Source organism: Pseudomonas sp. PA-4-8C, from assembly GCF_021606625.1.
Lineage (GTDB): Bacteria > Pseudomonadota > Gammaproteobacteria > Pseudomonadales > Pseudomonadaceae > Aquipseudomonas > Aquipseudomonas lactis.
The window spans coordinates 1-7,187 of sequence record NZ_WKCD01000280.1 but is presented as its reverse complement, the minus strand read 5'-3'; the positions used below and the strand labels follow the sequence as shown (position 1 = coordinate 7,187).

Below are 7,187 nucleotides of genomic sequence, written 5' to 3'. Positions count from 1 at the left end.
TTGCTGAGGACTTCTTCGGTATTGCGGTGCAGGGTTTCCAGCAGGCGGTATTCGCTGCGCGTGAGCGCGGCCCACTGGTCCTGGCAGGACACATCGCAGCGCTGATCATCAAAGTGCAGCACGCGGGCATCTTCGGGTGCCGGGGCACGCGGCGGCTCGGGTCGGCGGTCCAGGGCAACGCGGCGCAGGATCGCTTCAATACGCACGCACAATTCAACCATGCTGAACGGCTTGGGCAGATAGTCGTCCGCGCCCAGGCGAAAGCCGCTGATGCGATCGGCTTCAGCGCCCAGCGCCGACATCAGGATCACCGGCATGGCGTGGCTCTGGCGCAAATGGGTGAGGATCGACAAACCGTCCAGCCCTGGCAGCAGAATGTCCATCAGCACCAGGTCGAAGGCCTCGGCGCGGGCCAGTTGCAGGCCCTGCTGACCGTTCCGGCACCAGGTCACCTGGAAGCCACTGCGGCCAAGCTGCTCGTGCACATAGGCGCCCAACACCGGGTCGTCTTCGATGGTCAGGATACTGGGTAGGCCAACTGCTGCGGGAGTCATTAGCGTCTGCAAGTCATTCTCAATCACTGATTATTCAAGATTAAACGTTCACAGGCAATCGCCACCCGGCGCCGAATGGCCCGAAGATTGCCGTATGTCATTAATTTGCAAGATTCCAGGCCGTGCAAATGGCTACACTGCGCAGGTGGCGCGGGCCGGATGCCGGCGTGGATGATTGATAACAACGTGGTAGCAGGAGAGTGGCGTGCTTAGAAGAATGGGGATAAAAGGCCGCGTACTGTTGCTGACCTTATTACCGACCAGCCTGATGGCGTTGCTGTTGGGGGGCTATTTCACCTGGATGCAGCTCTCGGAGTTGCAAACCCAGATGCTGCAACGCGGCGAAATGATCGCCGAGCAATTGGCGCCGTTGGTGGCACCTGCCCTCGGTCATAAGAACACCGACCTGCTGGAGCGCATCGCGACCCAGTCCCTGGAGCAGCCGGATGTGCGCGCGGTGTCGTTCCTGGCGCCAGACCGCTCTTCCCTGGCCCACGCCGGCCCGACCATGCTCAACCAGCCGCCCACCGGCAACAGTTCGCACCTGTTGCAGCGCACCGGCAACGACGCCACCCGCTATTTACTGCCGGTGTTTGGCCGCCATCGCAACCTGGCGGGCGAGCTGATTCCGGATGAGGCCGACCGCCTGCTGGGTTGGGTCGAAGTGGAGCTGTCTCACAATGGCATGTTGCTGCGTGGCTATCGCAGCCTGTTCGCCAGCCTGCTGTTGATCGCCATCGGCCTGATGTGCACCGCCGCCCTCGCCCTGCGTATCAGCCGCACCATCAATTCGCCGATTGGCCAGATCAAGCAAGCGGTGGCCCAACTCAAGGACGGCAACCTGGAGACACGCTTGCCACCCTTGGGCAGCCAGGAGTTGGACCAGCTCGCCTCGGGCATCAACCGCATGGCCGAAACCCTGCAAAATGCCCAGGAAGAGCTGCAACACAGCATCGACCAGGCCACCGAAGACGTGCGCCAGAACCTGGAAACCATCGAGATCCAGAACATCGAGCTCGACCTGGCGCGCAAGGAAGCCCTGGAGGCCAGCCGTATCAAGTCGGAGTTCCTGGCCAACATGAGCCATGAAATCCGCACGCCGCTCAACGGCATCCTCGGTTTTACTCACCTATTGCAAAAAAGCGAGCTGTCGCCGCGCCAGTTGGACTACCTGGGCACTATCGAAAAATCTGCGGATAACCTGCTGGGCATCATCAACGAAATCCTCGATTTCTCGAAGATTGAAGCCGGCAAACTGGTGCTCGACAGCGTGCCTTTCAACCTGCGCGACTTGCTGCAAGACACCTTGACCATCCTCGCCCCCGCCGCCCATGCCAAGCAGCTCGAACTGGTGAGCCTGGTGTACCGCGACACGCCGCTGGCGTTGGTGGGCGACCCGCTGCGGCTCAAGCAGATTCTGACCAACCTGATCAGCAATGCGATCAAGTTCACCCGCGAAGGCACCATTGTGGCCCGAGCGATGATTGAAGATGAACAAGAAGACAGCGTGCAATTGCGCATCAGCGTGCAAGACACCGGCATCGGCCTGTCCAACCAGGATGTGCGCGCCCTGTTCCAGGCATTCAGCCAGGCCGACAACTCGCTGTCGCGCCAGCCCGGCGGCACCGGTTTGGGCCTGGTGATTTCCAAGCGGTTGATCGAGCAGATGGGCGGCGAAATCGGCGTCGACAGCACGCCGGGTGAAGGCTCCGAATTCTGGATCAGCCTGAACCTGCCCAAAACCCGTGACGACGTCGAGGACCTGCCCGCCGCGCCGCTGCTGGGGCGGCGTGTGGCCGTGCTGGAAAACCACGAACTGGCGCGCCAGGCCCTGCAACATCAGTTGGAAGACTGCGGCCTGGAAGTCACGCCCTTCAACACCCTGGAAAGCCTGACCAATGGCATCACCAGTGCGCACCAGACCGAACAGGCCATCAGCCTGGCGGTGCTGGGTGTCACGGCCAATGACATTCCGCCCGAGCGCCTCAACCAACACCTGTGGGACCTTGAACACCTGGGCTGCAAGGTGCTGGTGCTGTGCCCGACCACCGAGCAGATGCTGTTCAACCAATCGGTGCCCAACCCCAACAGCCAATTGCAGGCCAAGCCCGCTTGTACGCGCAAGCTGCGCCGCTCGCTGGCCGATCTGATCAGCCCGCGCCCTTCGCGCAGCGAACCCGGTGAGCCGTTGTCCAGCCGTGCGCCACGGGTGCTGTGCGTGGACGACAACCCGGCCAACCTGCTGCTGGTGCAAACCCTGTTGGAAGACATGGGTGCCAAGGTGCAGGCGGTGGAAAGCGGTTACGCGGCGGTCGACGCCGTGAAGCAAGAAACTTTCGATTTGGTGCTGATGGACGTGCAAATGCCCGGCATGGATGGCCGCCAGAGCACCGAGGCGATCCGCCAGTGGGAAAGCGAACGCCACGGCACGCCGCTGCCGGTGGTAGCCCTCACGGCCCATGCCATGGCCAACGAAAAACGCGCCCTGCTGCAAAGCGGCATGGACGACTACTTGACCAAGCCCATCAGCGAGCGGCAATTGGCCCAGGTGGTCTTGAAATGGACCGGCCTGGCGCTGCGTAACCAAGGCCCGGAGCGCACCCATGAGGGTGCAGCCCAGGGCGTGCAGCTCTTGGTACTCGACCACGAAGAAGGCCTGCGCCTGGCCGCCAACAAGGCCGACCTGGCCGCCGATATGCTCGCCATGCTGCTGGCCTCCCTGGAGGCTGATCGCCTGGCGATTACCGTCGCCCGCGAAGCCAATGACAACCACGCCTTGATCGAACGCGTGCACCGCCTGCACGGCGCCACGCGCTATTGTGGCGTACCGCAATTGCGGGCGGCCTGCCAGCGCGCCGAAACCCTGCTCAAGCAGGATGACGCCAAGGCCATGGCTGCGCTGGATGAACTGGACATGGCGATTGCACGGTTGGCCAGTGAAGCCAGAGTAAGTGCCTGACCGTCCGACTGTAGGAGCGAGCGTGCTCGCGAAAAACCAGAGAACACCGCGTTAAACCAGAATGAACGCGTTATCGTTGACGTTTTTCGCGAGCAAGCTCGCTCCTACAAGTACGCATCTATTCTGTCATTGCAGGGAGCCTTTTCAATGCGCGTCATTCTCTTCAGCAGCCAAACCTACGACCGCGAGAGTTTCCTCGGCGAACCGCTGCCGGCCAGTATCGAACTGCAGTTCCAACCGGCACGCCTGAACCTCGATACCGTGGCCCTGGCCGAACACCACGAAGTGGTCTGCGCCTTTATCAACGACGACCTCAGCGCCCCCGTGCTGGAGCAACTGGCCAAGGGCGGCACACGCCTGATTGCCCTGCGCTCGGCGGGCTACAACCATGTCGACTTGCCCGCCGCCCAGCGCCTGGGCCTGAGTATCGTGCGCGTGCCCGCCTATTCGCCCCACGCGGTGGCCGAACACGCGGTCGCGCTGATTCTGGCGCTCAACCGCCGTCTGCACCGTGCCTACAACCGCACCCGCGACGGTGATTTCAGCCTGCACGGGCTCACCGGTTTCGATCTGGTCGGCAAAACGGTCGGCGTGGTCGGCACCGGGCAGATCGGCGCGACCTTCGCTAAGATCATGGCCGGCTTCGGCTGCCAACTGCTGGCCTACGACCCCTTCCCCAACCCACAGGTGCATGAACTTGGCGCCCGCTACGTAAGCCTGCCTGAACTGTTGGCCGAGGCGCAGATCATCAGCCTGCACTGCCCGCTGACCGCCGACAGCAAACACCTGATCAATGCCCGCTCACTGGCGCAGATGCAGCCCGGTGCGATGCTGATCAACACCGGGCGCGGTGGCCTGGTCGATACGCCGGCACTGATCGAAGCGCTCAAGCTGGGCCAGTTGGGCTACCTGGGGCTGGACGTCTACGAAGAAGAAGCTCAATTGTTTTTCGAGGACCGCTCGGACCTGCCCCTGCAAGATGACGTGCTCGCCCGCCTGCTGACCTTCCCCAACGTGATCATCACCGCGCACCAGGCCTTCCTCACCCGTGAGGCCCTGGCGGCGATTGCCGGCACCACATTGGCCAACATTGCCGCGTGGGCCGATGGTCGGGCGCAGAACCTGGTCGAGGGATGATCAGCGGTCACATACCAGGCTCATGATAGGCCGGCACCCGTGATAGGATGCCGCGCCTATTTGGAGGATCCATGGCCGAACACGATTTCCGCTTCAGCTTGCTGAGCCCGCAACACACCCTGATCGAATGCCGCGCCCTGGTGCCGGGCCGTTACCAGGTCACCGGCAACGGTGGTTCGATCAAACATGGCGACGTCCTGATCGTCAGCCTGCGCGGCAGTAAAACCCTGTCGATGCGCCTGACCGTCGAAGGTGACGCACGCTACTCCATCCGCCCGGCAGGCCAGTGGGTCGCCATGGCCCAAGGGCCGAAGTTCGGCGAACTGGAGATTCACACCTGGAAGGTCAACTGCGACAGCTGCGACGCCGTGCTCGAGTTTGAGTTCGCGGTAGAAACCAAGCTGACCAAGGCACCGTTGCAACCGGCTGCCAACGCGCGTATCAAAGAACTGGGCTGGGCCAGCGAAGGCGATAAACACCGCTGCCCGAAATGCCAGCAGGCCGCGCAATGAAAGCCCCGCTGCTGCTTGCCGCGATCGGTGTCGGCCTGGCAGGCTGCGCCGCCGATGGCGCCAAGCTCGAGCGCGACCACAGCTATGTAGTGGAATGGATCGGTGAGCGGCCGTTGATGGACTACGCGCACCTGACCGTCACTCTGGGCGCCGATGGCCGGGCCTATGGCAATGGCGGCTGCAACCACTGGTTTGCACCGTACACCGTCGAAGGCAACAAGCTCAGCTTCGGCCCGGTCGGCAGCACCCGAAAAATGTGCGCCGAAGCCCTGATGGAGCAAGAGCAGCGCTTCTTCCAGGCCCTGCAAAGCGTGCAGCGCTGGGACATCTCGCCGATCGAGCAGACGCGGTTCTGGCCAGCCGAAGGCAAGCCGATCCGCTTGTGGCTCGAAGAAGGCTAATCTAGGCGCACGCTCCTGTATTAACGCGGTGTCCTCTGGTTCTGTGGGAGCTGGCTTGCCTGCGATGCGGACGACGCGGTGTATCAGGTACACCGCAGCGATGCCATCGCAGGCAAGCCAGCCCCCACAGTTTTATCCTTTCAGCGCCTTGAGCTTGGCCAACACCCCTTCCGCTGTCTGCTCACCCATCAACTGCTCACGCACCTTGCCCTTGTCGTCGATGATGTAGGTCACCGGCAAGGCCTCGCTGCGCGGAATCTCGAAGATCCCGTCCGGGTTCTGGGCCAGCACCGTGAACTTGATCCCCAGCTTGTCGCTGGCGGCCTTCAGTTCTTCACCCTGCACATTGTCGAAGTTGACGCCGAACACCCCGACATTCTGGCCTTTCAACTGTTCTGCCAGGGCATTGAGCTCAGGGATTTCCGTGCGGCACGGGCCACACCATTCGGCCCAGTAGTTGACCACCAGCCACTGTTTGTCCAAGCGTTCGGCCGCCACTTTCTGGCCATATTGGTCAACGCCGTAATCGTTACCGCAGCCGCTGAGCAGCAGGGTTGTGATGATCGCCAATGCACCGATCAGTCGCCTTGTCATGGGGTATTCCTTCGCAAAAATGAACGTTGGCTGCGGCCTATCGCCTCTTACGGTTTAAGGACAGGCGCCAGCGCAGGTAGAATACCCGTCACCTTACGCAAGATGCGACCCGCACATGACCGATCTGACGCTTTATCACAACCCGCGCTGCTCGAAATCGCGCGGTGCGCTGGAACTGCTTGAAGCCCGCGGCCTCACCCCGACCGTGGTGCGCTACCTGGAAACCCCGCTGAATGCCGCGCAAATCAAGGCCCTGCTGAAAAAACTTGGCATTAGCGCGCGCCAACTGCTGCGCACTGGTGAGGACGAATACAAAACCCTGAACCTGGCCGACGCCAGCTTGAGCGAAGCGCAACTGATCGCCGCTATCGCCGCCCATCCCAAGCTGATGGAGCGTCCTATCCTGGAAACTGCCGACAAAGCCATCATTGGCCGCCCGCCCGAGAACGTGCTGGAGATCCTGCCGTGACTACGCCCTATGTGCTGGTGCTGTATTACAGCCGCAACGGCTCGGTGAGCGAGATGGCCCGGCAGATTGCCCGGGGTATCGAGCAAGGCGGAATGGAGGCGCGGTTACGCACGGTGCCGGCGATTTCCACCGAGTGCGAAGCGGTGGCACCAAGCATTCCCGACGAAGGCGCGCTGTATGCCAGCCTGGACGACCTGAAGCACTGCTCGGGCCTGGCCCTGGGCAGCCCGACCCGGTTCGGTAACATGGCCGCGCCGCTCAAGTACTTCCTCGATGGCACCAGCAACCTGTGGCTCACCGGCGCGTTGGTCGGCAAGCCAGCCGGCGTGTTCACCTCCACCGCCAGCCTGCATGGCGGCCAGGAAACCACGCTGATGTCGATGCTGCTGCCGCTGCTGCACCACGGCATGCTGATCACCGGCCTGCCCTACAGCGAACAGGCCCTGCTCGACACCCAGGGCGGCGGCACGCCGTATGGCGCCAGCCACCATTCCGGGCCAGACGGCAAGCGCATGCTCGACCAACATGAAATAACCCTGTGCCGGGCCCTGTGCCTGCGCC

At 62.5% G+C, this 7,187-nt stretch carries 8 protein-coding genes; 6 read left to right on the top strand and 2 right to left on the bottom strand.

Annotated elements, in window-relative coordinates:
- Positions 1-554: response regulator transcription factor (locus GIW04_RS25795; protein ID WP_236479322.1), on the bottom strand; the 554-nt coding region annotated here is incomplete at its 3' end.
- Positions 555-759: 205 nt separating this feature from the next.
- Between GIW04_RS25795 and GIW04_RS25790 the strand changes: the two genes are divergently transcribed.
- From GIW04_RS25790 to GIW04_RS25775, 4 genes are all read left to right on the top strand, one after another.
- Entirely contained in the window at positions 760-3,513 is a 2,754-nt protein-coding gene (locus GIW04_RS25790) for a response regulator (protein ID WP_003192050.1), read from the top strand.
- Between the two features lie 147 nt (positions 3,514-3,660).
- Positions 3,661-4,650 (top strand): 2-hydroxyacid dehydrogenase, encoded by a 990-nt coding sequence (locus GIW04_RS25785; RefSeq protein ID WP_003192052.1) that lies wholly within the window; start codon positions 3,661-3,663, stop codon positions 4,648-4,650.
- A gap of 71 nt (positions 4,651-4,721) precedes the next feature.
- Positions 4,722-5,162, top strand: a complete 441-nt coding sequence (locus GIW04_RS25780; RefSeq protein ID WP_003192054.1) for a hypothetical protein — start codon at positions 4,722-4,724, stop codon at positions 5,160-5,162.
- Positions 5,159-5,563, top strand: a complete 405-nt coding sequence (locus tag GIW04_RS25775) for an META domain-containing protein (RefSeq protein ID WP_003192055.1) — start codon at positions 5,159-5,161, stop codon at positions 5,561-5,563. Before GIW04_RS25780 ends, GIW04_RS25775 begins: the two co-directional genes overlap by 4 nt.
- Before the next feature lie 132 nt (positions 5,564-5,695).
- Here the strand turns inward: GIW04_RS25775 and GIW04_RS25770 are convergent, their stop codons facing one another.
- Positions 5,696-6,157, bottom strand: coding sequence for a TlpA disulfide reductase family protein (locus GIW04_RS25770; protein ID WP_003192057.1), 462 nt, complete (start codon positions 6,155-6,157; stop codon positions 5,696-5,698).
- A 115-nt stretch (positions 6,158-6,272) separates the two neighbouring features.
- On the opposite strand from GIW04_RS25770, the gene arsC reads away from it, so the two are divergent.
- Entirely contained in the window at positions 6,273-6,626 is a 354-nt protein-coding gene (gene arsC / locus GIW04_RS25765) for an arsenate reductase (glutaredoxin) (protein ID WP_003192059.1), read from the top strand.
- Positions 6,623-7,187 (top strand): NAD(P)H:quinone oxidoreductase (gene wrbA, locus GIW04_RS25760; protein WP_236479321.1); only part of this gene is annotated, 565 nt, incomplete at its 3' end. The genes arsC and wrbA, both read left to right, overlap by 4 nt.

Bases quoted from the DNA above. Each gene is read 5' to 3' on its own strand.
- GIW04_RS25785 (WP_003192052.1), top strand. From the start codon at position 3,661: ATGCGCGTCATTCTCTTCAGCAGCCAAACCTACGACCGCGAGAGTTTC.
- GIW04_RS25780 (WP_003192054.1), top strand. From the start codon at position 4,722: ATGGCCGAACACGATTTCCGCTTCAGCTTGCTGAGCCCGCAACACACC.
- GIW04_RS25775 (WP_003192055.1), top strand. From the start codon at position 5,159: ATGAAAGCCCCGCTGCTGCTTGCCGCGATCGGTGTCGGCCTGGCAGGC.
- GIW04_RS25770 (WP_003192057.1), bottom strand. From the start codon at position 6,157: ATGACAAGGCGACTGATCGGTGCATTGGCGATCATCACAACCCTGCTG.
- arsC (WP_003192059.1), top strand. From the start codon at position 6,273: ATGACCGATCTGACGCTTTATCACAACCCGCGCTGCTCGAAATCGCGC.